Origin of the sequence: Odoribacter sp. AF15-53, from assembly GCF_003479425.1 — a bacterium.
In the GTDB taxonomy this organism is placed as follows: domain Bacteria; phylum Bacteroidota; class Bacteroidia; order Bacteroidales; family Marinifilaceae; genus Butyricimonas.
The window spans coordinates 1-26365 of record NZ_QUHC01000022.1 but is presented as its reverse complement, the minus strand read 5'-3'; the positions used below and the strand labels follow the sequence as shown (position 1 = coordinate 26365).

Sequence of the window (26365 nt, the reverse complement as noted above, 5' to 3'; positions counted from 1 at the left end):
AAGGTCCACCTAATTTTTCACGTGAGCCATACTAAATGAGAATAACAGGAAAATCTGAGTTTGACGACCGAGAATACATGCTTGGGAATATGGCTCCTGAAGTCCTCGTTGTTTATCTTGATAGGGAATTGTGAAATTTCAATTTAGATTGCTTCCTTTTCGTATATTTGGGACGTGGAGTTAGGAATGTGCGGAAGTAAATAATGAGTTATAAACTAGAAATATATATGCGTAAGTATTTGTGGACCATTCTGTCTTTTTTGATGATGTCCGGACTTTCTGCTCAAAAAATTGAAAAAGTATTTCTTGATAAGAATGATACGACAAGAAATTACTACACGATTATTTATCCGGATTCATTACCGTGGGAGGGGTATTTGTTTTTGGTGCCGGGGTTTGGGGAGACAGTCGAGGATGTTTTACTGCAAACTCAATTGCCTGTCGAAACGGCAAAAAGAGGGATTTTGACTGTAATACCGACTTTTCAGGATGGTGTTTCTTCGTTTGGGTTTGATAGTTTGAGTCAACAGGCTTTTAATCGGATTGTTGATGATGTAACACGAAATCATAAATTGCATGACTTGGGATATTATCTTGGCGGTTTTTCGATGGGAGGGAGTGCTGTTATAAAATTTGCCGAAACGGCAGATAAAAAGCCTCAAGCTATTTTTGCCATAGATTCTCCCCTTGATTTCGAGAGATTTTATAATTCCACGAAACGGGATGTTGTGTTGTTTGGGAAAGGAGGTTCTGATGACGAGAATATTTATCTTTACCTGCTTTCTAGGATCGAGCAAATCATGGGAGGTACACCTCAAACCGTTTTGGAGAATTATCACAAAATATCACCTTACTCGCTTTCTGACATGACTCAATCCGCCATAAAAGGGCTGTTGGATATACCGATCAGGATATATATAGAACCTGATATTCAATGGTGGCTCGATGAACGAGAGACGGATGTTTTCGGTTTGAACATCATAGATTGTTCTGCGATAATTAACGAATTAAACAAGTTGGGCAACGATGATGCTGTTCTTATTACAACTCGAAATAAAGGGTACCGGCAGCCGGATCATAAACGGCATCCGCATTCTTGGAGTATTATTGATAATGACGAGTTGATAGAGTGGTTGCTACATAAAAAATAGCATTTTATGAAATAGTATATATGTTTTTTAGAGAAGGACGTGGCGTTTAATAGTATAAAAGAGGATCGGGGTCTGATGACCGGGAATATAACCCTTGGATTGTTATGGTTTGCCGTGCCGATGATTCTGGGGAATTTGTTGCAGCAATTCTATAATATTGCAGACACGTTGATCGTGGGGCAATTCTTGGGGGCGAACGCCTTGGCGGCTGTCGGTTCAGCCTATTCGCTGATGATATTCCTAACCTCCGTACTCTTGGGTTTGTGCATGGGGAGCGGGGCTATTTTTTCTTTACAATACGGGGCGCGAGATAAGGAGGCGTTAAGGCGCAGTGCTTTTGTTTCTTTGGTGCTGATCGGGTTGGTTACTCTGGTTCTGAATGTTGCGGTCTTTGTCTGGATTGATCCGATTCTCCGGTTGTTGCAGGTGCCGGGCGACGTGTATCCGTTGATGCGGGATTATCTTTGGATAATCTTTTGGGGTATTGGGTTCACTTTTACTTATAACTATTACGCTTCCTTGCTTCGGGCTATCGGGAATTCTGTCGTGCCGTTATGGTTTTTGGCCGTGGCTGTCGTGTTGAATATCGTTCTCGATCTGGTTTTTATCTTGTGGTTCGGCTGGGGTGTCCGGGGTGCTGCTTGGGCTACGGTTGTCGCACAAGCCGTGTCAGGTATCGGACTTTGTCTTTACACGGTTGGTAAATTCCCGGAATTTAAGATTCGACGTGAAGACATGCGAATAAAATGGGGGACGGTAAAAGAGATTGCGGTTTATTCATCTTTGACCTGTGCCCAGCAATCCGTGATGAATTTCGGGATACTGATGGTACAGGGATTGATAAATAGTTTCGGGGTAGCCGTGATGGCGGCTTTTGCTGCTGCGGTCAAGATTGATTCGTTTGCCTACATGCCCGTTCAGGATTTCGGTAATGCATTCTCGACATTTATAGCCCAGAACTTTGGAGCGGGACGGATGAAGCGTGTACGTGAAGGTATCCGGGTGGCTGTTATCTCGGCAACAGTGTTTTGTATTTTTATTTCTATTCTGGTTTTCGGGTTTGCCCGTCCTTTGATGCTTGTTTTTGTCCCGGAACACGAAACCGAGATTATCGCAATCGGGGTCCAGTACCTGCGTGTCGAGGGTGCTTTTTATTGTGGTATCGGTTGTCTGTTCCTGTTGTATGGTTTCTACCGGGGGATAAGGAAGCCCGGGATGTCGGTTGTCTTGACCGTTATTTCCTTGGGAACCCGGGTGGCTTTGGCTTATGCCCTGTCCGCTATCCCGGTGATCGGGGTACTTGGTATCTGGTGGGCTATCCCTATCGGTTGGTTTTTGGCGGATGCTGTCGGGCTGTTGTATTATCGTAAATTGTCTTCCCGCTTGATTTGATTTCGGTTCATTATTGTTGCATGACCTTCTATTTTATTCTAGAGTAATCTATCCTTTCCTATCGGTTGGGCTACCCTTTCCCTAGATCAAGAACATAGCAAGTACATAGCACTAACAGGGCATAGACAGTGACAAGGGTACATATTCCGTTGTTGTTGTGTCAGCGTACCCTTATTGTCCAAAAGCAACGGTTAAGAAGGAATAACTAGGAGAGGGTACATTTTAAAGTTAGCTTAACACAAATCCTAGATTTCTGTTTTCCGTGACAACGGGACCTTTGTATATTGTTAGTATTGCCGGGAAGACATTAGAAAATTCTCGATGCACGAGAAGATTGGCAACAACGTCCCTGAAAATCATGTCTCGTAAACTAATACGTTGCATTCCTTTAAGATATGTCCGATCGGGGAGGTTCTTTGGGATAAAAGTCAAGAGCCTGTAATATGCGCCCATGAGATTACGGCGAATATCGTCCCTGTCGTCATACAACTCCGTGTTTTGTATCCTACAAAAAGTATCTGTTTTGTGATCTTTTTTCCAAATTCTTTTCAGATTTGAGGGATATTTTTGTTACACGAGAACGAAATAGAATAGTAATTATTAAAAATAGAAGTGTATGAAAAAGTTAGTTTTTTTGTTTGTATGCATGTTTTCGATAACCATGGTAAAGGCTGATAATGAAAAGCCGATTGACGTGAAACAATTGCCTGCGAAGGCTCAGACTTTTGTCTCCACTTATTTTAAAGACCAAAAAGTGGCGTTGGTAAAGGAGGAATCGGGATTCTTTTACAAGAATTACGATGTTGTTTTCGTTAGCGGCGAGAAAGTGGAGTTTGATAAATCGGGAAACTGGACGGAAATTCAATGCAAGCAAAGTGAGGTCCCGGCTCAGGCTATTCCGGAGGCGATACGTAACTATGTGAAGACGAATTACCCGGATGCTAAAATCGTAGAAATAGAAAAAGATTCGCACGGGTATGAGATCAAATTGTCGAATCGCTTAGAAATAAAATTTAATACCAAGTTACAGGTGATTGATATTGACGATTAAGGTCGGTTGGATGAAATGAATAAAGGGGCTGTTTGCGGCCCCTTTGTTTGTATGTTTGAATCCATTTGTGTTTATTTAATGTCGATCGGGATGACGGGTTGTTGTTGCACGTTGTCGAGAGGTATGGCCCGGTATTTTACGCGGGCGAAATTGATCTTGTTGAGATCAATGCTGCGGATTGCGCTGTCGTGCATCGTGCGGTAGTAAATAATCCGGTGTGTCATGTCGGTTGCCGAGGTCCATTGTGTGGCACTCGGGATATCGGAGGGAGTTTTGTCCTTGGGAAATTCAATCCCGATGGGGATATCAAAATTGTTTAAAATCTGAAAGCATTGAAGAACGGTTTTCAAGCCGGACTCTTGTTGAGGTGCGGTCGCTTTATAAAAAGCGGCTCGTACGAAACGGGAGGGAGGAGTTATATCTCCCGGAATTCCTAAAAAACCGCTACCGTTACCGAAAGAGGCGAGTTTTATATCACCCAGTTCTTGGGCGGGAGCCATGCCGGGGAAGAGGTTAACGTAGTTATTCAGATTGGTCGTTTGCCATTCGAACCCCGGTGAGTTTGTCAGTACTCCCAGTTTGTTCTCGTAAAAAATAGGCTTTTCGTTGATAATTTCAAGAACAAGCTGGCGTCCGGAAGAATCGGCAAAGCGCCAATGTACAGTGGAACCTCGCGGGTCAACGGCTATGACACGAACTTTCCCGATAGCTTCTTTTACTTCGTCGACACTTTTACAACTGCCTAGTATCCACGAGACGAGTTGTAGATCACAGATGCTTGTCGCTTTTTGAGCGGGGTCGAACTCTTCGTATTTCCCGTAATTGGGGAAGTAGAATAATCCGGCGGAAAGCCCGGCTTCGTTTAGGCCTTCTGCCACGAATTCTTTTTGTTCTACGGCCAATCCGACATACCCGTATCGACTGGTGAATATCATTCCGTCGATCCCGTCCGGGCTGTGAGATTGTTGCTTGTAGCCTTGTGGTACGATTACGTATTGGCTGTTGAGGTTACTACCGCCCCATTCGATGGTTCGAGCCACGACATGAGAACCGTCTTTAGCGGTAAACGAGCTACCGGTACAGGCTTTCAGAAATTGCGGTTGAAAGTTAATCGCGACGAGGATTGCTAGTAAAATTTGTAGTTTATGTTTCATAATTATAAATGATTAGTTTAAAGACGGGTTGTTCGATAATCCGTTTATTTTGATACGGGAAAAGTGAATTTCTGTTTCGTTTTTTTTTTTTGAGTGTGGAGACGAGAGAGAAAATTATTTTTCTTTTGTCGCGTGGTCCCGTTTCGAGTTTCTGAATTGAAGGGGAGTCATGCCGGTGTTCTTTTTGAAGAAACGGGCGAAGAAAGAGGAATTGGGGTAATTGAGTTCCTCGGAGATTTGGAGGACGCTCATTTCCGACGATTTCAACAGAATTTTGGCTTCTTGCAGGCTGAAATCCGACACCCAGCGATACAGGGAATGTCCCGTGGCTTGCTTTAATATCTGGGATAGATACTTTGTGGTCATGCAGAGCTTGTCGGCGTAGAAAGACAGGTTTCGTTCTTTCTTGTGGTGTGCGTGTAACAACCGGAAAAAATCGTCGACAATCTGGTCTTGTCGGTTTGTGCTGAGACGCAAAGTTTGGCGGGAGTAGATGAAGCTGAGTTCCGCGATGAAGGAGAAAAGTTGGGCTTTGATAATTTCTTCCCGGGAGGGATGATCGTATCTGTTGTATTGTTTGGAAATGAAAGAATAAAATTCGTTCAGATGCTCGTATTCATCGGGATTCAGGATCAGGTACGGTTTGTTGCCGATCCTTTCGGATATTTCAGATTTGAGGACAAAGGGGAAGTCGGCCATGAAATCGAAACGATACAACAGGTAATTGCATGAAAAATTGTCCGACACGTAGTGATTTTCAATCAGGTGGAAAGGGAGGAGGGAAATCAGGGTTCCGGCTTGTGCCGTATATTCCTTGCCGTTGATTTTCAGGCATCCTTCCCCGCTCGAAATCATGATGACGATGAGCCCGTTGATGTCGTTGCGTACTAGTTTGTTGAATGGGAAACGTTCGACGAAACCTTCTTTATCTAGTAGGGATATAAAGAAGTTCCCGGGGATAGGGATGGTCATGTCGGCCGGTGAGTCTTTTCCTTTTTGCATGTTCTGTCATTTCACGTTTCGGGAACAAAGATAAGGAATTGTCGTGATAATTTGTACGAAAAGGCATTATGGGACAAATTTGTGGATTATCAGGACGTGGAGGTTCGTTCAATCTTAAGGAAATTCGCGGTCATGAAAATGATTTTAAATGAAATGACTATGGAACAGAGAAATTCAAAGATTTACATACTTCTTGTTGTAGGTATGGTTGCGGCGTTGGGACCTTTCGTGACCGATTTTTATTTGCCGGCATTCCCGAGTTTGGTTACATATTTCGGAGCGAGTGCGTCGGAGGTACAGTTGAGTTTGACGTTCAGCATGATCGGGTTGGCGGTAGGACAGATCTTTTTGGGGCCGGTGAGTGATAAGTTCGGGCGGAAACGTCCTTTGGTGATCTCCATGTTCGTGTTCGTGCTGTCTTCTATAGGCTGTGTGGTTTCTCCGGATATCAGAATTTTCGTTTTAGCTCGCTTTATTCAAGGTTTTTCAGGAGCCGGGGGTATCGTGATTTCCAAGTCGATAGCGACTGATTTGTATTCGGGGAAGGATTTGGCGAAGTTTTTTTCTATTTTGGCTTGCGTGCAGGGGTTAGCCCCGATTTGCGCCCCGGTTCTGGGAGGTTTGTTGTTGTCGGTGACGAATTGGCGAGGTATTTTCGGGGTATTGGTAGTGATCGGTATTATATTGTTTCTGGTGTTGTTGCGCTTCCGTGATTCATTGCCTCGGGGAAAGCGATTGCAAGGGGATGTAAAAGAGCGTTTTATTTACTATAAAGAGATCTTGCGACATAAAGGTTTCATGTATTTTGTGTTGATCCAGGCGTTTGGAATGGGGGTTATGTTCGCGTACATTGCTTCCTCGCCGTTTATTTTTCAGGAACATTATGATCTGTCGCCTTTGATGTATAGTCTTTGTTTTGCGTGTAACGCGATTGGTATAATGCTGGGAAGCCTGAGTGTGATTCGTTTCAGGTCAAATGAAAATGCTTTGCAGATAGGAGTTTGGGGGTTTCTGGTGTTGAGTTGTTTTGCTTCGGTGGCTCTTTGCATGGAATTACACATTATTGTCGTGGAGGTGATTTTCTTCTTGTTCCTTTTCTTTTTGGGGATCATTTTGCCGACATCCACGACTTTGGCGTTGAATCTTGAAAGACAGAATTCGGGAACAGCTTCGGCGGTTTTGGGATTCCTGACTTTTTTAGGTGGGGGGATCGTTTCGCCTTTGACCGGAATGGGGAATATCTTGTATTCCACGAGTATAATCATGATCGTGTGTTGCGTGTTGATTCTTGTTTGCACTTGGCGTGTGTTGAAAATGACAAAAGCTTGAGTAAGAATAGGGGCAGGTTATTTGAATTGTTTTTCCAGTTCTTCAGAGGATATATATCCCGAATGGCGGAAGATTTCTTTGCCGTTTCGGTCAAGGATTACTTGTGTCGGGATGGTCGATATGCCGAAATGCTGGGTTAATTTCTGGCTTGAGGTTTGGGTAACGTTCATGAAGCGCACGTTGATTGTGTGGGGATATTTCTCCTTGATGTCTTCCATAACCTGTTCCATTTTCTTGCATGAGATACAGCCTTTGGCTCCGAATTCGAGAAATGTGTACTGGTAGGTGGAGTCATTTTGCGTGTAGTCGAACCATATTTTTATGGAATCGGCAAGGAGTTGCGCTTCGGTTTTGTCTTGGAGCCGATGCATTTGGCGAGAACCAAATTCAGCTATTCGTGTGCGAAATCCGACAAGAACTAGTAATATGACGAATGGCAGGAGGATGTAGAACCACGTTTGAGTGGCTTTGCGTTTTCCGGGAGTATCTGTTTGATGTTTCATGATCGAGTTGACTCTAGTGTTGTTTGTAAATATACGAATAATGTGATTGTGTTCCAAATTTGCAAAAAAATATCTGGAATAAAGTGTGTTGATACATTTGCTCAGGCTGGAGGTATAATCTTGTGGGAATGTTTATTCGTGTTATACTGATAATCTACCCCTGTATTATGCGTATGGAAATCCGTGATAAAATATTCGGCTTCTGTGAATGTTTTTTGTTAATATTGCGGAAAACTATTTTCAGCATGGGAGATTTGTTTACAATGGTAACCGCACGTGCGGATTATGAGCAAGGAGTATTGATAATCTTGGATCAAACGCAATTGCCCAACCGGGAGGAGTATTTGGCGTTGAGAACACCGGAAGAAATTTGGGAAGCGATCTATTTGTTGAAGGTCCGGGGGGCTCCGGCGATTGGCGTGGCGGCTGCTTACGGGATTTCGGTGTGTATGCAGAGTGTGGAAACGGCCGAATTTGATGGTTTCTATCGGGAGTTTTCCCGGATAAAGGAGTATTTGGCATCGGCTCGTCCCACGGCGGTGAATTTGTTTATGGCTTTGGAACGTATGGAGACAGCTTTGCTAGGACATAGGGGAGAGGAGGTTGGTCTGTTGAAACGGGTATTACGGGAAGAAGCGGAGGCGATCCGAGCGGAGGATGCTGCTGCTTGTCGGAAGATAGGGGAACACGGTTTATCATTGTTGAATCCGGGAATGGGGTTACTCACGCATTGTAATGCCGGGCATTTAGCGGTGTCGGAATACGGGACGGCTTTGGCTCCGATTTATCTGGGGCAGGAGCGAGGATATGGTTTTTCGGTTTTCGCCGATGAAACGCGTCCTTTGTTGCAAGGGGCGAGATTGACGGCTTTCGAGTTACAAAAGGCAGGTGTTGACGTGACGCTGATTTGTGATAATATGGCCTCTTCGGTGATGAAACAGGGGCGGGTGCAGGCGGTACTGGTCGGGTGTGACCGGGTGGCTGCTAACGGGGATACGGCAAATAAGATCGGAACTTCGGGTGTGGCTGTTTTGGCCCGCTATTACGGGATTCCGTTTTATGTGCTGGGACCAACCTCGACAATTGATATGAATTGTTCCACGGGTGACGAGATTTGGATTGAAGAACGTGATCCGGCCGAGGTAACCGAGAAATGGTATTCCCGACGGATGGCTCCTGAAGGTATTCGGGTGTATAATCCCGCTTTTGATGTTACTTCTGCCGGGTTGATTACGGCAATTATCACGGAGAAGGGTATCGCTTATCCCCCCTTTGGAGATACTTTTCGGGAATGGAAATAAATAAGTCATTTTGACATGTTTTAGTAAAAATAAAAAAGACAAAGTGGCAGTTTTGCATTTTATTACATTTGAAAAACGTATGAATTGTCGTGCTGTTTCTTGTTGATTGTAAATGTGATGAGTTAAAATTTTTTTTCGTTTTGCCGGGATGAAACTTTTAGGTGAAAGTTTCGGTATACACTTTGTAAAATTCAAGGCAGAAAGGAGAAAGTGAGACTATGAACATGAACAATTATACGATTAAGTCGCAGGAAGCCGTGCAAGCAGCCGTGCAACTTGCGCAAGAAAAAGGTCAACAGGCGATCGAGACAGGACATTTGTTGAGGGGCGTGATTGACAAAGGCGAGAACATAACCAATTTTATTTTTAACAAGTTGGGTGTTAATAGCCGAAACGTGTTGGTGGCGTTGGATCGGATCGTGGATGCTTATCCGAAAGTTTCCGGAGGTTCTCCCTATCTGTCGGACGAGGCTAACAAGGTGTTGGAAAAAGCCACGAAGTTGGCGGGAGAGATGGGTGACCAGTATGTTTCGTTGGAGCATATTTTACTAGGATTATTATCCGTGAAAGATCCAGTTTCCGCCATGTTGAAGGATGCGGGGATGACCGAGAAGGAGACTCGTGCGGCAATCGAGGAATTGCGGAAAGGATCGAAAGTGAATTCCCAGTCGGCAGAGGATAATTACGATGCTTTGGGAAGGTATGCGATCAATTTGAACGAGAGAGCCCGGAACGGTAAACTCGATCCCGTGATTGGTCGGGATGACGAGATTCGGCGGGTGTTGCAGATATTATCCCGGAGAACAAAGAATAACCCTATCTTGATCGGGGAACCGGGTGTCGGTAAAACGGCTATTGCCGAGGGGTTGGCACAACGTATCGTAAACGGAGACGTGCCTTCAAATCTGGCTTCCAAGAGTATTTATTCGTTAGACATGGGTGCTTTGATTGCCGGGGCGAAGTATAAAGGAGAGTTCGAGGAACGGTTGAAATCAGTCGTCAACGAAGTGTTGGCTTCAGAAGGAGAGATTATCCTTTTTATCGACGAGATTCATACACTGGTCGGGGCCGGGAAGTCGGATGGAGCCATGGATGCGGCGAATATATTGAAGCCCGCATTGGCACGAGGTGATTTGCGGGCAATCGGTGCGACCACGTTGAACGAGTACCAGAAATATTTCGAGCAGGATAAAGCGTTGGAACGTCGGTTCCAGAAGGTGATGATTGACGAGCCGGATGTGATGAGTGCGATCAGTATCATGCGGGGATTGAAGGAACGTTACGAGAATCACCATAAAGTGAGGATCACGGATGATGCTATTATTGCTTCCGTGGAGTTGTCTCACCGGTATATTTCAGATCGTTTCTTGCCGGATAAAGCTATCGACTTGGTGGACGAGGCCGCAGCCCGTTTGCGTTTAGAGATGAATTCGGTACCGGAAGAGATCGACGAGCTAGATCGTAAGATCAAACAGTTAGAGATCGAGAAAGAAGCGATCAAACGAGAAGGTAAGAGTAAGAAGTTGGACGAGATTCAAAAGGACTTGGCGGACTTGACTCAGGAACGCACTAAATTACGTGCCCAATGGGAGTCCGAACGTTCTTTGATTGACGAGATACAGAAAAATAAAGATGCTATCGAACAATACAGGTTCGAGGCGGATCGTGCCGAGCGGGAAGGCGATTACGGGAAAGTTGCCGAGATTCGTTACGGTAAGATCAAGGAGGCTGAGCGCCGTATCGAAGAGGTGAAAACCAAGTTGGCGGATATGAAACATGGTGAGTCTTTGATCCGGGAAGAGGTGACGGAGGATGATATTGCAGCTGTGGTATCGAAATGGACCGGGATTCCGGTAAGCCGGATGATGCAGAGCGAGCGACAGAAGTTGTTGCACTTGGAGAACGAGTTGCACAAACGGGTGGTCGGTCAGGAGATGGCAATCACGGCTTTGGCGGATGCGGTACGACGTAACCGGGCGGGATTGCAGGATGCCAAACGACCGATTGGTTCGTTTATATTTCTCGGAACAACAGGTGTCGGTAAGACCGAGTTGGCAAAGGCGCTGGCCGAGTTCTTGTTTGACGACGAGTCTTTGATGACCCGAATTGATATGTCCGAGTATCAGGAGCGTCATTCCGTATCCCGGTTGATCGGGGCGCCTCCGGGATACGTGGGATATGACGAGGGAGGCCAGTTGACCGAGGCTGTTCGCCGGAAACCGTATTCCGTGGTCCTGCTGGACGAGATCGAGAAGGCTCATCCGGATGTATTCAATATCCTGTTGCAAGTGTTGGATGACGGGCGTTTGACCGATAATAAGGGTCGGGTGGTCGATTTCAAAAACACGATTATCATCATGACCTCGAATATCGGGGCGCATATCATACAGGAGCGGTTAAAGGGTATTGACGAGGAGAACCGGGATGAGGTGCTTGAAAAGACAAATCAGGAGGTGTACGAGATGTTGAAACAGACAATCCGTCCTGAATTTTTGAATCGTATCGACGAGATTATTATGTTTGCCCCGTTGAAAAAGTCGGAGATCGTGGATATCGTTCGCCTGCAATTCAATGGCGTGAAGAAAATGTTGGAAAACAACGGTATTGCTATCGAGATTACCGATAAGGCCGTGGAATGGTTAGCCGATGCCGGGTACGATCCGCAATTCGGCGCCCGTCCGGTGAAACGGGTGATTCAGCGTACATTGCTGAATGATTTATCCAAACAGATTCTTGCCGAAGAGGTCTCCAAGGATAGTCGTATCATGGTAGACGTGAAGGATGACAAGATCGTGTTCGAGAACAAATAAGATTATTGATAAGTAGATAAAGAGCAGGTCGTTTCGAAAAAAAAGAAACGACCTGCTTTTTTTATGGAGAATTAGTGGTTATTTTGATTCTTGTCGAGAATGTCTATCTTTGCAGGGGGTGACTTTGCGGGGAAGAGAATGCTTATTCGGATTTATGAGATATGTAGAAAGTGATATATTGCACCTGTTAAAGGTTGGGGATGAACAGTGTATGCGGATGATATTTAAGGATTATTATCGTGCATTATGTGTTTATGCCCTGAAGTATCTGGCGACGGTCGAGGATGCGGAGGATGTGGTGCAAAATGTTTTGATCGCTTTCTGGGAAAACAGGAAAGGGAGTGCATTCGAGGGCTCGTTGAGGGCCTATTTATTTGGGGCGGTGACGAAGGCGTCCTTTAAGTTCTTGGAACGGAACGGCCAGATTGTTTTCAGGGATATCGAGGAGCGAGCTGATCATTTTTTCGAGGAAATGACATATGATGAGGAGGAGTTGAAGGCGATAAAGGATAGGTTGTACCGGGAAATCGAGCTATTACCGGAGAATGCTCGTAAGGTATTTAATGCTATCGTGCTTGAGGGAATGACTTACAAGGAGGTGGCGGAACGGCTTAACGTGTCGGTGAACACGGTTAAAACGCATTATTCTCATGCGTTAAAGAAGCTGAGAGAGAGACTGGGCGATCTTTTCGTGGTCGCATTGTTGTGTTTGTAAAAAAATTTTTTTTGATTTTGATTCACCCATATTACAAAAAACCGGAATACCGGTATGAAAAGTTTTTTGTAGTATGGACGAAAAGATATTTGAATGGTTAGTTGATTACACTTCGGGGCGTCTGACAAAAGAGCAGGCACGCAAGTTGCGCCATTGGTTAGATGCTTCTACCGAAAACTCGGAGCGTTTTGAAAAATATCTCCGGGTGGTGCGATTGCATCGTATGGCATCCGGGGAAAAATTATTGGACGAGGAGAGTGCGTGGAGTGTGTTCCAGCAAAAATGCAAGCAGCGTAAACAGAGAAGAATTGTACGCGGTTGGATGACCGCGGCGGCTTCGTTGTTTCTCGTGCTGGGGATTGGTGCGGTATTGTTTCATCTAGCAAAAATGGAAAAAGCGGTTGTTCCGGTGGTGGCAGAGATTCTACCGGGATCTACTCGTGCCACGCTTGTGTTAGCAAACGGACAAGAAGTTGATTTGCAGTTGGCCGATCTTCGGGAGGTACGTGAAGAGGGGGTGCGGGTTTTGAATGACATGGAGGGCGGTTTGCAGTACGAGAAGGTGAACGTGGAAGTGAAGGAACCGGTTGTACATACGGTACAGGTTCCGGTGGCCGGAGAATATCATTTCACGCTAGCTGACGGTACAAAGGTATGGGTTAATTCAGCCTCGGAGGTGACGTTCCCGGTATTCTTTTCCGGTGCGACGAGAGAGGTTTCCGTGAAGGGAGAGGTTTGTTTTGAAGTGCAACACGATTCGTTACATCCGTTTATCGTGCATGTGAACGGTGTGGCAGTGAACGTGTTGGGGACCAAGTTTAACGTGTCGGCTTATGGAGAGGAAGCCCCGGTGGTGACTACTTTGGTGGAGGGATCGGTGCGTGTGGAAAACGGAGAGAGAGAAATGTTGTTGTCTCCCGGAGAGCAAGCTTTGGCCAGTGGAAAGGGTGCGATCACCAGACGAAAGGTTGAGCTGGGGATGTATGTGTCCTGGGTTCAGGGAATATTCGAGTTCGAGAACATGTCTTTATCGGATATCACGGAGCGCTTGGCGCGTTGGTATGACGTGAGTTTCCGCTTCGAGGATGAGAAATTGTGCGAGCGTAGTTTCACGGGCATGTTTGAAAGGGACGGTAATTTAAATCAAATTCTGAAAGTAATAGAGAAGACGACAAATGTGAGTTTTGAAATAAACGGGACAGAGGTCGTTATTAAAGAGAGGTAAACTCCCGGGAATTTCCGGATAATGCTAATTAAATAATCTAATTTATGAAAAAAAGATGCTTTTCAAGTTTCCTCCAAAAGTGGGATGTTGGACGGAAAATCTTGTTGACCATGAAATTGACTTGTGTATTGACAGTTTTTTTTACTATTTCTGCCATGGGAGTGGGCATAGGACAAACTGTGAATCTGAAATTGAAGGATGTTACCCTTCGGGAAGCTTTCAAAGCCTTGAAACAACAGACGGGGATGTATTTCGTGTATAATGAGGAGGAGTTGTCGAAGGATTTGAAGTTGAGTGTGGAACTGGAAAATACTTCGCTGGAGGAGGCTCTCCGGCAGATATTAAAAGGACTGCCTTATTCATTTGAACGTGTGGGAAAGATGGTGGTTGTGAAACCCGTGAAAGAGGTGGTTGACCAAACACAGCAGCAGAAGAAAAAGAAAGTGACGGGTAAAGTGACGGATATCGAGGGAACTCCGTTGCCGGGAGTCACGGTGATGATTGAAGGTGCGGTGAGCGGGACGGCTACAGACGTGAAGGGAGAATATTCGTTAGAGTTGGAGGATAAACATGGGATAAAACTGGTCTACTCTTTTATCGGAATGGTGAAGGTGACGAAGGTATGGAATGGTGAAGAACGCATTGATGTGCAGATGAAAGAGGATGTGCATGATATTGAAGAAGTTGTCGTGACCGGATATCAGACGTTGAATCGGAGGGAGTCGGCTAGTGCGGTTTCCGTGGTGAAAACGGATGATATTTACATGGCGGGGGCGGCTTCTATCGACCAGATGTTACAAGGACAGGTTCCCGGTTTGATGGTGATGAATACTTCGGGAGAGCCGAGTGCCACGCCTAAAATACGTATCCGGGGTACTTCGACGATTAACGGAAACAAAGCTCCGGTGTGGGTAGTTGATGGAGTGATTCTTGAGCAAAATGTCCCGATCACGGCTTCGGAGTTGAATAGTGAGGATGCGGAGTATCTTATCGGTAATGCTATTTCAGGAATCAGCCCGCAGGATATAGAGTCAATCACGGTGTTGAAAGATGCTTCTGCCACGGCGATTTACGGGGTAAAGGCAGCGAACGGTGTGATCGTGCTGACCACGAAAAAAGGACGTGCCGGAAAACCGACGGTTTCATATTATGGTGAAGTGGTGGTGAACGAGCGGCCTTCTTATCGAAATTTCGATCGAATGAATTCCGCCGAGCGTATGCAATTATCCAAGGAGATTTTCGAGCAAGGATTGTCGTATAATTCAAGTATATCGTTGGACCCGGCCGATTCTTATGAGGGATTGTTGAATGAATTGATCAATCGTCGGATGTCGCAAGAGGAATTTGCACTCCGGTCGAAGGAAATGGCAAATCGTAATACGGATTGGTTTGATGTGTTGTTCCGCAATGCAGTGACACACTCGCATAATTTGAGTATTGGCGGAGGTTCGGAGGGGGCGAAGTATTATTTCTCGGCCGGTTATAACAATAATCAAGGTGGAGCAAAGGGATCAGTTAGCGAGCGTTTCACATCTGTGGCACGCGTGGATGCTTCCGTGGGTAAGTATGTTAATTTTACGGCGAAGATTGATTTTAGCACGACAAAGAATGAAGGTTACTCGGTTGTAAATCCTTTTAGTTATGCTTACAGTACTTCCCGAACATTACAGCCTTATGACGAAGACGGGGAATATCATTTTTATAAGAAGAATTCGAAGTATTTGTATAATGTGTTAAACGAGTTGGCCGAGACTGGCAAGGAGAGTAAAGCGAATGATTTTAACGCCTTGTTGAATCTGAATGTAAAGTTGTATGATGGATTGTCTTATCAGGGAACTTTCTCGTATCACAATTCTTCGACGAATCAACGGGATTGGAAAACGGAAGAATCTGCTAGTGTTGCGGCCACACGCGGGTATAATTACAAGGAATATGATGAGAATGATGATGAATACTGGAGATCTTCTTTACCGTACGGGGGAATTTTGGAACAAGCAAATACGTTGAAAACTGGATACACGGTGAGAAACGGTTTGAGTTTTATTAAAGTTCTGGGTGATGTCCACGATATGAATATCATAGTCGGTTCCGAATTGCGGGGTACGAAATACGAGGGAGTACGTTCGACGGGTTATGGTTGGACTCCTACTTACGGGGAGCGGTTTATGCCGGTACAAACGGATAATTTTTTAAATAATTATGTTAGTCGAATGCTTCCAACGAATACGAATTCAATTTCGAGAGTTGCCTCGTTTTATGGTTCAGCCACATATACTTACGGCAATCGTTACGTGATGAATTTCAATATTCGTTCAGACGGGGCCAACAAGTTCGGGAGTAATCCGAAATATCGGTGGTTGCCGACGTGGTCTATCGCGGGTAAATGGTTGTTAACGAATGAAGCTTTCATGTCTCGCTTTGCCCAAAACGGACATTACGTATCAGTGAGAGGTAGTTACGGTATTCAAGGAAATATTCATGATGATGCTACTCCTAATTTGATCTTGGAAGTAGGAGATAGAAATACGATAAGTAATTTGGATCAATCGACGATCTACCGTTTGCCTAATCCGGATTTACGTTGGGAAAAAACGACGTCTTGGAATGTCGCTGTCGATTTTTCATTCTGGGATGGAAGGCTTTCGGGTAGTTTGGATGTGTACAAGAAGCACACCGAGGATTTGATCATGGATAAGATCGTGGCGACATCTAACGGTAAATCGCGTTTGTACATGAATGCGGGAGAAATGGATAACCAAGGGATTGAAGGTAATTTGAGCGTGCAGATTATTCGGAAAAAGAACCTGAACTGGAAATTCAACGTGAATTTCGGGAGAAACACCAGTGAGGTGACTTTGGCAAACGATGATTTTTACAGTGATATGGAAGTTATCACCAAGATGTTGGATGGTAATTTGGCAATTAAGGGGGAGAAGTTAGGTTCGATGTATTCCTTCCGTTACGGGGGATTGTCTAGTGAGAACGGGTATCCGTTATTTTACGGGAAAGACGGTAAGTTGTGGCACGAGGGTGATCCGAAACGTATGGAATTGGTGAGAAGCGGATCTATTTACCCGGATCTTTCCGGTGGATTTGACACGCAATTGACTTTTAACAAGCGTTTGTCATTGTCTTTAGGTTTCACGTATAATTTGGGTGGTGTAAAGCGTTTGCCGAAAGTTTATGCCGATAAAAGTGATGCGTTGAATCCGGTTGCCAATGTATCCACGAACTGGAAAAATAGGTGGAGAAAGCCCGGTGACGAGAAGTACACGGATATACCGACTTTGTATAACAAGAGAGTGGCTTCGGATTTTGATAGTAATGTTTCTGCCGAGGATCGGGGAGCTGTTGAAGAGTGTACTTATTTTTATGATTTGTCGGATCTTCGCGTGGCAAAAGCTGATTTTCTACGCTTGCGTACTGTCGGGTTAAGTTATATCGTGCCTGAAAATTTATTGAAAATGACGGGAATCTCTTCCATGGCAATTCGTTTCCAAGCTTCGAATTTATTCGTGTGGGCACATAAGGATTGGAAGGGACTTGATCCGGAGACCCCGGAAGCGAATATCCCGATATTACCTTCTTATAGTTTGGGTATTAATGTTTCATTTTAATAGGAAGTGGCTATGAAAAGATTTGTAAAAATATATACATCTTGGCTTTTAGGAATACTTTTGTTTACTGGGTGTGATGATTATTTGAAAGAGGATTCGGGCGATTTGTTAATTCCGGGGAAAGTGGAAGAGTATTTACCGATGTTGTATAGAGAGGGATTCCCTCGGAATTTTAACGAAGAAGTGAGCTGGTTGTATTTGATGTCCGATGACGTGGAGATGGGGCACCTGGAACTGGACCCGGATGATGAAAGCAATGCTACCCGGGATAAAAATTCCCAGGATGCTTTTAATGCGGGGGAGGGTGAAGAGCCTTACAAATGGGAACGACGGATAACGAGTTATGCGGATAATTTTTGGGAACGTCGTTACGGGAATATTTTGGCTTGTAATCTGGTTATAGATGCGTTGCCGGAGATGGAATATGTGGAGGCGGATTCTGGGCTTTATAATTTTCTTGCTGCCAATGCTTATGCGATGAGAGCTTATCATTACTGGTGTTTGGTAAATTCATACGCTTTACCTTGGTCGGAAGAAAATCTGGACAAGCCGGGAGTGATTATCCGGACGGAGCCACAAATTGACACCCGGGCGAGAAGTCGTTCATCTATTCGGGATGTATACGAGTTGATTAACGGGGATATTGAGAAAGCGGAGAAATATATCAATGTGGCCACGTTTGACGGGAATATCCATCGACTTTCAGAACCGGCAGTTTTGTTGTTAGCTTCTCGTATTGCTTTGTTTCAGGAAAATTGGGACGAGGTGATTCGTGTTGGTAAGTTGTTTTTGGCTCAAAATTCGATTGTTCTGGATTTGAATGCACAGGATACGACGTCGTTTGGAAAGGAGACGGGTTTGAGTGGCACTCCTTTTACCATGATGAATGGTAGTATAAATAAGGAAGTTGTTTTCACGTTTGGAACTGCCAGCTATAGCCCATATCAATATTTGTCAACCTCGGGAGTATATTACGGGTTGGGATTCAGACCTTCGTATAGTACGGAGGGATCTTTGATCCAATCTTACGAAGAGGGAGATTTGCGGAAAACCGCTTATTTTTTGAAGGATATTCCGGCTAAAAAAGCAACATCCATGTGGGAAGAGGATAAACCTTATGAGTACAAATATTATTACCCGGTAAAATATCGTCAAATATCGAATTCGGGAACGGGAAAACCGAGCGAGACTCTTCTTCACGAGAATTGGCGTAGCGTGGAGGTGATGTTAAATTTGGCAGAGGCTTATACGCGCAAGAATAATGCGGTGACTAGTGACGCTATTGATCTGTTGAATAATCTGCGGCGTTGTCGTTTGGCTTCTGACGTGTTCGTGGAAAAAACAACTGCGGATTTCCCGAACGGGGCGGCCTTGTTGAAGTTTATTTGGGAGGAACGACGTCGGGAGCTTTGTTTCGAGGAGGCTATGCGTTTCTGGGATTTGCGGAGACAAGGAATGCCGGAATTGAAACATAGATGGTATTCAAGTTGGGAAACATATGAAACCTATACTTTGTCGCAAAATAGTAAAAATTACGTGCTTGCAATCCCGCGGAGTGAACTCGATTATAATAGTGCTTGTTATGATAATGATCGCGATGTGATCCGGCCCGAATAGTGATAATTAAAAATTTACGAAGTATGAAAAAGATTGCAATATATTTAATAATGATCTTATTCTTGGGAATCTCTTGTTCCGAAGACGTTGACGTGAATCCTGAGTTAGCCGGCCCGTTATATGGTTTGACAAAAGGAGAACCGGGTTCGGTGGATGAGTTGATCTATAATACTTGGGAAGAGTGGGGAATGTATTATTTGTATGATTTCGAGCCGTATGCTTTCCAAGTGGCGAATTGGAGCGGTTATTTCAATAAATGGTACACTCCGGTAAAAGAGGAGAACACGGAAGTGATTCGGAAAATTATCAATCATATACAGAACGGTATTTTCGTGGGAATGGACAAAGACTTAGTGAAAGGATGTTGGTTCGTGCGTACGTTTTTATGTGATTCACTTTGTGATGATTACGATTATAACCCGGAAAAGGTGGTTGACAAATATTTGCCAAATGGCGATTGTATCATCCTATCCGGAGTCGGGGATAAAATGAATAATTTCACGGATGAAGACTGGGACTCGTGGAAAGCGGAGTTGTCGAGTTTATTGATTTCGCGTTTGTATTTAGGGGCAACCGAGCAACCGGATGATTTTTTTAACTTGCGTATGAAGAAAGCTAACGGGCGGGATGATGCGATTATGATACTTGCACCTTGGCCTGATGATCCGGCAGGTAAATATTCTCCTAATGTTTACACGTTCCGTTCGAATGGTTATATCCGTTCGCTACCGACATCTTTTCAGAATGAGACTGTGAAGATTGTTGACAAGCAGACGGACTTGGCCGATTATATATCTTTCCTGACGACCACGACAAAGACCGAATTGGATTATAATTTCGAGGTATTCCCGCGGATATTGGAAAGGGCGGTTGCGTTGGTTCCTTACCTACAACGGGTATTGTCGATGGATCTGGAAGCGATGCAGAATGCGAATTGTCCGGAAGATCCGGTGGAGGGAGATTATTTTTCTAAACTGAAATAAATAGTAGATTTCACGTGGGGAGAGCGTTGTTTCTTCCCGCGTGAATCGACTAGCAGTTTTGCGGAAAAAGATGATGGGTTTTATCGGGATGTCACTGTTAATTTTTGGAATGTAAATCAGAATATGAGAAAAGGGATGTTCATATTGTTTTCTCTCTTGTACGGTTTTGGTGCTTTCGCGCAAAACACGGATGAATTAAGGGATGTCTATGAAAAGGACAAGAGAGACGTGAAAGCTGTAACCGAATATGTAAAGGCATTAGGGGAAACCCAAAAGAGGACACAAGCCGATAGTATCGTGAGGGAGTACATGGCTCGTTGTCCGGTTGTGCAATTGGAAGACAAAGACACTTATTTGCTGATAAACAGGTTCGTTTTTGAAGATGTCTATTCCAATGCTTTTGAATATGGAATCTACGCGCAGCGGAAAATGCGCTGGGATCGGGAGGTGAAAGAAGGAAAAGAGGGAAAAGAGGCGAGATTGCTTAGCCTGTTGAAGGGAATGCGGAGTGGCGTCAGTAACGCGGACGAGATTGACAAACGTTACGAGGTGTTGTCGGTTTTGAGTGGTAATTTGCGTAAAGAGGTGGATGAACGTTGTTTACCTGCTTACGTGGAAAATAAATGCGTGATGCCCGGGTATGATTCTTTGAAAATAGCTCGTTTAAAATATTTATTGCAGAAAGGCGATTTGCTGGGGCAGGAGATCATGCAATTGAAAATAGCCGTGTACGAGGATTACGTGGTGGGAAATTACGCGGGTATGGTGGAAAAATTGAGTTTGGCTTGCGAGATAAATTTTAAGGCGTTGGATGAGGATTACGCCATTCGGATTTTGAACGTGTTGGCAGATGCGGGAGCTGACCGGAAGGTTTTAAAGTCCGGTATAGACCTTTTGAATCGGCTTATCGGGAAGAAAAAGACGGGATCTATCAATTATTATAGCGTGTTGGGGCGGTTATATCTCTTGTACGGGGACGAGGAGCAGGGGAATAAATATAAGCGGATGGGAGATAAGATCGAGGCGGAAAAGATGGAACGTTACGGTGATCTGATAAAATCATTTACGAAGGAAAAGTAATAATGGCAGGGAGTATGAAGAGAATATATCTATTTTTAATTGTTTCTTTCATCTTTTCGATAACCGGTTGGGCACGAGGGAAAGATGGATACGTGGTAGCCGCTTCCGAGGCAGTGAAATCGGATGCGGCCTGGATGAAGGTCGTGGAGGCTCTGGTAAAAAAACACAAGGCGGAAGTGGTGTTTTACCGGGAAAATATCAGCGAGTTGCAGGAGCCTTTGCGTCAACTGCGTCCTCGTTTCGTGGCATTCGTGGAAAAACCGGAATTTTTGAACCGGGAGTACGTGATGGAAGGCCATCGGTTGAGTCGTCGGTTGGATAAAGATATTTACGCTGATTATTTGTGGGGGATCATCACGGGGTTTTCGGCTGACGACGCCATGAAGTTGGTGGACAGGAGTCGTGAACCTTTCTTGATTCGTACGGCGTTGAACACGACTGGCGAGATGAGCGACGGGAAATATTTTACCCGTTTCGCTTTTATGAATGACGGGAGTAATGGTCCCGGTTGGTGGGGAGAAAAGAATGAGACGTTGGAAAAGACTCGACATTATCAGACGAATAAATGGAATATTTTAGATAAATGGGTGGAGAAGTATAAAGAGTTGGATCCCGATTTGCTGGTGACTTCTTCCCATGCGACGGAACATAATCTGGAAATGCCCTTTTCGGTGGGTAACCTGAAAGCGGATGCCGGGCGGTTGTATGCCGATTTCATGACACGGGAATACCTGAACGGGACGTCACATCCGCGGGTGTATTTCGCCGCGGGGAATTGTCTCATCGGGAATATTGATAACGATCCGAACAGCATGGCCGTGGGGTGGTTGAGCGGTATGGATGCCACTTCGATGGTGGGGTACGTGGTAACTACCTGGTATGGCCGTAATGGTTGGGGAGGTTTGAAATACTGGACCGCTAACGCGGGACGTTTGACGTTGGCGCAGGCGATTTACTTGAATCAGCAGGACATGTTACATACCGAATTTAGCTGGTACCCGGAAATGTTGGGGGTTGATTACCCGTTCTACGCGGGGGATTTCGGCGAGGATGCTGAATTTACGAAAATTTTCAAGCAGGCCACGGGGAGCGTCCCTACAAAAGACCAGAAAGGCTTCGTGCATGACCGGGATGTTGTTGTCTTGTATGGCGATCCGGCTTGGGATGTGAAACTGCGAAATCCCGAACCGTTAGGATACAAGGTGGATTTTAAGGTGAAAGGGAAACAATGCTTCGTGACGATTACAACCAATGAATATTTTGACGGGGCATTGATGAAGGGAGGAAAATTGAAACAAGAACACGTGACGGATATACCGTTTGCTTATTATTTCCCGAAACGTGTAAACAATCCGCGTCTGGCTGAAGGACAGGAATGGGATATTGCCGTGGCAGAGGATTTCCTGTTACTTTATAATTGTGATTTTGAGAAGAATAAAAAATATACAATAGTGTTAGATATAAATTAATAACGAAATGAAAAGATTAATATTATTATTGTCGATTTTAATAGCTAGTTTGAACGTGTTTTCACAAGGAATAGAATTCCGGAAAGAGCGTTATGCTGAAGTGCTGAAAATGGCAAAAGAACAAAACAAGTTGGTATTTATAGATATATATACCTCTTGGTGCGGACCTTGTAAGCATATGGCGGATAATATTTTCCCGTTACCTAAGGTGGGAGAATATTATAATTCTCATTTCTTGAATTTACAACTGGATGCGGAAAAGAGTGAAGATGGAAAAATGGTTGCGAAATCATTCGGTGTATCTGCTTATCCCACTTTCCTCTTTGTCAATGGAGACGGGGAACTGGTTTACCGATTCTTGGGTGGAAAATCCGAGAACATGTTTATAAAGGAGGGTGAAAAAGCCGTGGAAGCATTTGCTGCGCTACCGGAATTGAAAAGATACACGAAGAAATATGAAGAGGGGAATCGGGACAAGGAATTTTTGAACCAGTATTTCATCGTGAAAGATAAATCCGGCTTGGATTGTAGTGATGTGTTGCTTGATTATTTCGCTCTGGTGGATGACAGTCAATTACTGGATTCAATCAATGTCCTGCGCATCGCTAAAATCACGGTTTTTGACCGGAAATTAGCCAATCGGTTGGTAGAAGCGGCTTGTAAAGAGGCTGCCAACCCGACGAAGGACAAGAAACATTCTACTGCCGTGAATAAAGCTGTTTGCAGTTTCCTGAGCGCTTGCTTGCAAAAGACGGCACGAGCTGATCAGGAGGAGTATTTCGAGGAAGTTCTGGCCATGAAAGATCGTTTGTTTAAAGCGATTGGTGCCAAGGAGAGTGCTACTGCGGCCTCGTTGGGAGGGGGAAATATCTATATCCCTTCCGAGTTGTCGCGTTTAAACTATTATTCGGCTAAAAAGAAACTGGATAAATTTAATCGTACTTTTATTGATTACATGGCGGCACTTCGGAAAAATTATGACGAAACTTACAAGGAAAAAGCAGCCATGCGTGAGGCGATAGATGCTAGGTTGAAAGCGGCAAAAGAAAGTGGGAATGACGAGGAGTACGAGGCTGCGAAAAGAATGAGAGCGATGATGTTTGCTTTTTCAAGTATTGACGATTATTACATCTCGACCAGTATGATCGAGAACGTGGAGCGTTACGAGGAAATATTTGAAGGAGATAAAGATGCTGCATATAAGGATCGGGTTGCCGGGTGGTACGTATTTTTACATCAGTTAAGTCCTTCGGCAAAGACTGCGGCATACGTGGCCGATAAATTGTTAGCCTTGGACAAAAAAGAGCAGGCGATAGAAGTACTGGCTTTGGGATTGAAAGACGGAAGCTCCGCCGCCGGGGTTGAAGAAGATGACGTGAAAGCTTGTCAGGCAAAATTGGATGAATTAAAATAGGATCATATTTTGTGATTAGATTGGTTATGAAAAAGATAGGATTTGTAATACAATTTTTGTGTATAGCCCTGTGCTCGTTCGGGCAGGAGGCTGAAAACGGGATACGTTTCATTGAGGGTGAAAAATGGGAAAATGTTTTAAAAGCGGCCCAGGAGCAGGACAAATATATTTTCATGGATTGTTATACCAGTTGGTGCGGTCCGTGTAAAGCGTTGGCAAAAGACATCTTTACGCGTAAAGATGTGGGTGATTTCTTTAACGCGAATTTCATCAACGTCAAATATGACATGGAAAAAGGAGAGGGAAAAGAGTTGTACAAGCATTATAAATCCAATATCATCGGTTTCCCGACGCTATTATTGATTAACAAGGAGGGAAAAGTGATGCATCAAATGGCCGGTTTCCAGGAAGCTGAAGTTTTGATTGCCGGGATGAAAGCCGGGAAAGAAGGGAAAAGCCTGTTTGCTTGCCGGGATAGATACGCGGCAGGAGAGCGTGATCTCGCGTTCCTGAAAGAATATGTCGCGGCTTTGGAAGGGGCCTTTTTAAAAGATGACATAGAGAAGATTGTGCTTGAGTATATGAAAACGATGCCCTTGGAAAAATTGCAGGAAAAAGAAATTTGGGATTTCGTGGGAGCTTTTATTAAAGACCCTTATTCTCCTCAGTTTGACTACGTGATTTTTAACATAGATCGTTTGGCTAATAAAGTGAAATTTGATCGTTACCAAGTAGAAAGACAATTGAGCTGGGCCTTAGATAAAGCCGTGGATCAATTGGTCGAGATTAAATTTGACAAAAATGAAACCCCGTTGCGTTTGGTTGAAGAGACCGGAAAAATGGATACCCTGTTACGGTTGATTAACCGCGGAAACCTGAAACGGGCGGAAACCTGTCGGGCCAAAATAAAGATTTATGAATTGGAGTTGGCTCAAAAATGGGATGAAGTATATGCCAACCAAATGGTTTATCGAGGAATCAAGGCCTTGGGATATTCTGACAGTTACTTGGAAAAGACGGTTCAATATCTTGTCGCCTATTGTCCGGATAAAGCTATCCTGAAGAAATACTTGGCTTTGATAGAAGAATTGCAGGGAGAGGAAGACAAGAACACGAGTAGAATGAAAACTAATTATTATGGAACTCTCTCTGTCTTGTATGCTAAACTTGGGGATAATAAAAAAGCGAAGGAGTTTAAGAAGATGGACGATAAGCTGAAGGCCGAGAGAGCCAAAGAGTTCGAGAAGTTTTTAAAGGAGTCGAAATAGATATAAATGATACCTGATTTAAAAATGTTAAAATAATTTCGAGAGTATGAGAAAAATTGTCAGTGGATTATTGATGGGTTTGTTGTTCGTGGGTTGTGCCAAACAGGAGACAACGTATACCATTCAGGGAGAGTGGAAAGGTGGAGACGGAAAAGTGATCTATCTAAAAAAGGATCTGGGAAACAAACAATATGAAGTATTGGATTCCGCTATCGTGGCGAACGGTGTTTTTAAAATGCAAAAGCCATTGGGAGACGTGGATGAACGCATCCTGCAAATTGACGGAAGTACAAATATCGTTATTTTAGATTCCGTACCCATTCAAGTGAAATGCGAAAACGTTAAAAAAACGGTAAGAGGGAAAGAGAAGGAGAGTGTTAAAATAGAAATATCGGGAAGTGTAGAACAGGATATTTTTAAAACGGTTCTGTTAGCGCAACGAGATGAAATGATGATCATGTTGGGTCTCTCTTTCATGGGTAAAGAGGGAAAGGAAAACTCCGGAATGGTGGACTCTTTGGCGCAGATATATATTGCCATGAAAGCGAAAACGGAGAAGACTATTGATAGCTTGGTGACGAACTATCCTGATTGTCATGCCAGTGCTTTGATTATTAATAATTTTGTTGTGAAGAATAAAGATCTGGCAGAAGTTGAAAGAATGTACGACGGTTTGACCCCGCGCATCAAAAATGCTTATCTGGGACGTAAATTGAAGGCAACGATTGACAATATTAAAAAAACGTCACTCGGTAATGTTGCCCCCGATTTTACCTTGCAGGCTCCGGATGGAAAGAATGTTTCTTTGGCCGATTTCCGGGGGAAATATGTTTTACTCGATTTCTGGGCGTCTTGGTGTGGCCCCTGTTTGCGTGAAGTTCCTAACGTGAAAAAGGTGTATGATAAATATCATGATAAAGGGTTCGAAATCCTGAGCGTGTCGTTGGATGATAAAAAAGATAATTGGACAAACGCGATCGAGAAATACGATTTGAATTGGGTACACGTTTCTTCCTTGCAGGGATGGGATTGTCCGGTAGCAAAATTGTATAACGTGAGCGGAGTTCCAGCCATGTTGTTGATCGACAAGGAGGGGAAAATTATCGCGACTAAATTGCGGGGAGAATTGTTGATGGAGAAGGTTGCAGAACAATTTGGAGAATAACCGTGTAGACGGAGTTACAAAGGAAATAGCCCTTGAAAGTTTTTGATTTACTTTCAAGGGCTGTTTGTTTTTTGAAGTGCTTCCTTTTACAATTCCACGTACTCGCTCGGTGAAAATTG

The 26365-nt window shown here is 44.2% G+C and carries 19 protein-coding genes; 16 read left to right on the top strand and 3 right to left on the bottom strand.

Going from position 1 to position 26365, the window contains the following annotated elements; all coding sequences use genetic code 11:
* The first annotated feature begins 227 nt into the window (after positions 1 to 227).
* The 3 genes from DWW52_RS20340 to DWW52_RS20330 all read left to right on the top strand — a co-directional run bounded on the left by DWW52_RS20340 (position 228) and on the right by DWW52_RS20330 (position 3594).
* On the top strand, positions 228 to 1151 hold the full coding sequence (locus DWW52_RS20340; RefSeq protein WP_118717735.1) for an alpha/beta hydrolase: 924 nt from the start codon (positions 228 to 230) through the stop codon (positions 1149 to 1151).
* Positions 1152 to 1226: 75 nt separating this feature from the next.
* Complete coding sequence (locus DWW52_RS20335; RefSeq protein ID WP_118717728.1) at positions 1227 to 2543, top strand: MATE family efflux transporter; 1317 nt, start codon at positions 1227 to 1229, stop codon at positions 2541 to 2543.
* A 616-nt stretch (positions 2544 to 3159) separates the two neighbouring features.
* On the top strand, positions 3160 to 3594 hold the full coding sequence (locus DWW52_RS20330; RefSeq protein ID WP_118717726.1) for a PepSY-like domain-containing protein: 435 nt from the start codon (positions 3160 to 3162) through the stop codon (positions 3592 to 3594).
* Between the two features lie 71 nt (positions 3595 to 3665).
* On the opposite strand, the gene DWW52_RS20325 is transcribed toward DWW52_RS20330, so the two are convergent.
* Positions 3666 to 4748 carry a linear amide C-N hydrolase gene (locus DWW52_RS20325; protein WP_118717724.1) on the bottom strand — a complete coding sequence of 361 codons (1083 nt, stop codon included), beginning with the start codon at positions 4746 to 4748 and terminating at the stop codon, positions 3666 to 3668.
* Positions 4749 to 4862: 114 nt separating this feature from the next.
* Positions 4863 to 5750, bottom strand: coding sequence for an AraC family transcriptional regulator (locus tag DWW52_RS20320; protein WP_118717722.1), 888 nt, complete (start codon positions 5748 to 5750; stop codon positions 4863 to 4865).
* Positions 5751 to 5903: 153 nt separating this feature from the next.
* On the opposite strand from DWW52_RS20320, the gene DWW52_RS20315 reads away from it, so the two are divergent.
* Complete coding sequence (locus tag DWW52_RS20315) at positions 5904 to 7079, top strand: multidrug effflux MFS transporter (RefSeq protein ID WP_118717733.1); 1176 nt, start codon at positions 5904 to 5906, stop codon at positions 7077 to 7079.
* 17 nt (positions 7080 to 7096) lie between these two features.
* Here the strand turns inward: DWW52_RS20315 and DWW52_RS20310 are convergent, their stop codons facing one another.
* Complete coding sequence (locus DWW52_RS20310; protein ID WP_118717720.1) at positions 7097 to 7582, bottom strand: thioredoxin family protein; 486 nt, start codon at positions 7580 to 7582, stop codon at positions 7097 to 7099.
* 245 nt (positions 7583 to 7827) lie between these two features.
* Here DWW52_RS20310 and mtnA point away from each other — a divergent pair, with 245 nt between their 5' ends.
* The 12 genes from mtnA to DWW52_RS20250 all read left to right on the top strand — a co-directional run bounded on the left by mtnA (position 7828) and on the right by DWW52_RS20250 (position 26246).
* Positions 7828 to 8883 (top strand): S-methyl-5-thioribose-1-phosphate isomerase, encoded by a 1056-nt coding sequence (gene mtnA, locus DWW52_RS20305; RefSeq protein WP_118717731.1) that lies wholly within the window; start codon positions 7828 to 7830, stop codon positions 8881 to 8883.
* Positions 8884 to 9101: 218 nt separating this feature from the next.
* A complete protein-coding gene (gene clpB, locus DWW52_RS20300; RefSeq protein WP_118717718.1) occupies positions 9102 to 11693 on the top strand; it encodes an ATP-dependent chaperone ClpB in 2592 nt (863 codons plus the stop codon).
* A gap of 154 nt (positions 11694 to 11847) precedes the next feature.
* A complete protein-coding gene (locus DWW52_RS20295) occupies positions 11848 to 12408 on the top strand; it encodes an RNA polymerase sigma-70 factor (protein WP_118717729.1) in 561 nt (186 codons plus the stop codon).
* Positions 12409 to 12481: 73 nt separating this feature from the next.
* Entirely contained in the window at positions 12482 to 13633 is a 1152-nt protein-coding gene (locus tag DWW52_RS20290) for a FecR family protein (RefSeq protein WP_118717716.1), read from the top strand.
* Between the two features lie 44 nt (positions 13634 to 13677).
* A complete protein-coding gene (locus DWW52_RS20285; protein WP_118717714.1) occupies positions 13678 to 17250 on the top strand; it encodes a SusC/RagA family TonB-linked outer membrane protein in 3573 nt (1190 codons plus the stop codon).
* 12 nt (positions 17251 to 17262) lie between these two features.
* Entirely contained in the window at positions 17263 to 18867 is a 1605-nt protein-coding gene (locus DWW52_RS20280) for a RagB/SusD family nutrient uptake outer membrane protein (protein ID WP_118717712.1), read from the top strand.
* Positions 18868 to 18890: 23 nt separating this feature from the next.
* Complete coding sequence (locus tag DWW52_RS20275) at positions 18891 to 19850, top strand: hypothetical protein (protein WP_118717710.1); 960 nt, start codon at positions 18891 to 18893, stop codon at positions 19848 to 19850.
* 123 nt (positions 19851 to 19973) lie between these two features.
* Positions 19974 to 20930, top strand: coding sequence for a hypothetical protein (locus DWW52_RS20270; protein ID WP_118717708.1), 957 nt, complete (start codon positions 19974 to 19976; stop codon positions 20928 to 20930).
* Between the two features lie 14 nt (positions 20931 to 20944).
* Complete coding sequence (locus DWW52_RS20265) at positions 20945 to 22399, top strand: hypothetical protein (protein WP_148315417.1); 1455 nt, start codon at positions 20945 to 20947, stop codon at positions 22397 to 22399.
* Between the two features lie 7 nt (positions 22400 to 22406).
* Positions 22407 to 23813, top strand: a complete 1407-nt coding sequence (locus tag DWW52_RS20260) for a thioredoxin family protein (RefSeq protein ID WP_118717704.1) — start codon at positions 22407 to 22409, stop codon at positions 23811 to 23813.
* A gap of 26 nt (positions 23814 to 23839) precedes the next feature.
* Positions 23840 to 25081, top strand: coding sequence for a thioredoxin family protein (locus tag DWW52_RS20255; RefSeq protein ID WP_118717702.1), 1242 nt, complete (start codon positions 23840 to 23842; stop codon positions 25079 to 25081).
* Positions 25082 to 25127: 46 nt separating this feature from the next.
* Positions 25128 to 26246 (top strand): TlpA disulfide reductase family protein, encoded by a 1119-nt coding sequence (locus tag DWW52_RS20250; RefSeq protein WP_118717700.1) that lies wholly within the window; start codon positions 25128 to 25130, stop codon positions 26244 to 26246.
* Positions 26247 to 26365: the final 119 nt, after the last annotated feature.